Source organism: Cohnella sp. GbtcB17 (assembly GCF_019091135.1).
GTDB lineage: Bacteria > Bacillota > Bacilli > Paenibacillales > Paenibacillaceae > Cohnella.
The window spans coordinates 1-1800 of the sequence record NZ_JAGXJW010000135.1 but is presented as its reverse complement, the minus strand read 5'-3'; the positions used below and the strand labels follow the sequence as shown (position 1 = coordinate 1800).

The 1800-nt window shown below is 57.7% G+C and carries 5 protein-coding genes; all 5 read right to left on the bottom strand.

Annotation, left to right across the window (positions count from 1 at the left end):
• Nucleotides 1–44: 44 nt before the first annotated feature.
• Nucleotides 45–299: a hypothetical protein gene (locus KVT38_RS33285; protein WP_217598031.1), complete on the bottom strand. Its 255-nt coding sequence runs from the start codon at nucleotides 297–299 to the stop codon at nucleotides 45–47.
• A complete protein-coding gene (locus KVT38_RS33280) occupies nucleotides 283–486 on the bottom strand; it encodes a hypothetical protein (RefSeq protein WP_217598030.1) in 204 nt (67 codons plus the stop codon). Before KVT38_RS33280 ends, KVT38_RS33285 begins: the two co-directional genes overlap by 17 nt.
• Before the next feature lie 100 nt (nucleotides 487–586).
• Nucleotides 587–742 carry a DUF6011 domain-containing protein gene (locus tag KVT38_RS35680; protein WP_368859198.1) on the bottom strand — a complete coding sequence of 52 codons (156 nt, stop codon included), beginning with the start codon at nucleotides 740–742 and terminating at the stop codon, nucleotides 587–589.
• A gap of 55 nt (nucleotides 743–797) precedes the next feature.
• On the bottom strand, nucleotides 798–1430 hold the full coding sequence (locus tag KVT38_RS33275; protein ID WP_217598029.1) for a sigma-70 family RNA polymerase sigma factor: 633 nt from the start codon (nucleotides 1428–1430) through the stop codon (nucleotides 798–800).
• The gene (locus KVT38_RS33270) at nucleotides 1427–1636 is read right to left on the bottom strand and encodes a hypothetical protein (protein WP_217598028.1); all 210 of its coding nucleotides are present in this window, start codon (nucleotides 1634–1636) and stop codon (nucleotides 1427–1429) included. Before KVT38_RS33270 ends, KVT38_RS33275 begins: the two co-directional genes overlap by 4 nt.
• Between the last annotated feature and the right edge of the window lie 164 nt (nucleotides 1637–1800).

Genomic DNA, 1800 nt, shown 5'->3' with positions numbered 1-1800 from the left:
TGATGATGATTTGTACGCTCATGGATGATAGCCTCCGATGTATGTTAGTCGTAGCAGTGGCTACGTTGAAGCTGCTGCATTTGCTCCTGAAGCATGGCGTTCTCTTCGCGGAGCTTGTCGTTTTCGTCTTCTGCGGCCTTTGCGCGCCGGATGGCGTACGGCCATCCGTTAATTGCGTCGGCCGCAAACTTGACCATTCGACCAAGCACATCCTGGGTTTGAATCGTGAGAATCGAAGCCTCGGCACAGAGCATGAGATCCGCGTCGAGGTCGCGCGGCTTATCAGTGGACGATTCCATCGGCCGGCACCTCCCCGTACTCGTTGCAGCACCGTGGACAGGCCTGCATATCCGGCGCGCCGGGAAACGGTCGCAGCAGCTTGATGTCGACGTGCTGCCCGCATACCTTGCACTCCGGTTCGAGCAGCGCGATCGTGACGAGGGACAGGTGCAGACGGCGTTGGAGTGTTCGCATAGCATTATGCAAAATAAGTCCTCCCGTTTTCCGGCCAGTTGTGGTATACTGGCCGCAACTATATTTGTCTTGCGGGCCTTGTTCTCGGGTGGAGCCGAGCACAGGGCTTCTTTCATTTTGCGGGCTTCGTTTCCGCGGCTTCCAACTTTTCAGCTTCTTCCCTCTCCGCTGTTGCCCTGGCCGCGCACACTGGTCCGTAGCCGACTTTCCGGCTTTTCTCAGACTTCAACGGACGATTGCACCTTAAGCAGTTCGTCGCTCCCTCCATGTCTCTCACCTCCTTTAAGGAAATTCTCAACGTTACGAGGGATACCGATACCCATCTATCCGAATCTTTCTTTTTTCAGGTACTTGGCGCCAATCCGGCGAAGGGTTCGACTGATATGCATCTGACTGACGCCGCACCGCCTGGCGATCTCCGCCTGCGAGACATCGGCCATCCGCAGCTCGAGCACTTCACGCTCCTGGGGATTGAGCGTATCAAGGAACATTCCGACGTCGATGCTTGTCCAATCCGCATGATCTGCGACCTCGGTTACTGGCTCGCCGTCAACTTCCAGATCGAGCGACAGATACCGCACATGAGCGTCTGCCCTTGCCTTTGCCACCAGTGCGACTTCACAGCCTAGCTCTGACGCGATCTCGGCGTCGGGCTTGTCCTGGATGCCTAAATGCAAGATATGGTTCCAGCGGTCCCTGGACGTCCTTGGCGGCTTCACTCCCGGGCCGCCATGATCACGGATGTAATTCCGAATTGCGCCTGCAATCCATACCGCCGCGAACTTCTCAAATGGCACATCCTTTGCCGGGTCGAAAACTTTTGCGGCCCTTACCAATGCGACATTACCGATGCCGACCATGTCGTCGAACCGGACGACCGTGGACGTGCGTCTGTTGAGCTTGCCGGCGATCGGCTTGACGATGTGCAAATATAGTTCCGGATTGATGTCGTTCATCGCTTCTCGCCTGCCTTCTTCCGCAGCAGTGCGTTCTCGGCGGCTAAGATGGCGTTGTCCTTCAATAGCTCCGTTTTCTGCGCACGTAACAGTTTTGCAGCGGCTTCTGCATCCTCGACGCGGATCTTGGTCGCCCACCAGCCGATGACGTATCCGACCGGGGCTGCGACGAAGCACGCCACGACCGCACCGACCAGCCAGCTCATCGCACAGGAACCGCGATCCGGTGCCCCAGCTCGCCGCCTGCGAGCTGCAGCGGCAGCTTGTCCGTCGAGTTATGCACGATCGCCTCGTTCGCGTCGAGCAGACGCTGCATGCGACCGTCGAGCCTAAGCCATTTTGCGGGCTTGTTCATGGTTCTTGTCACCTC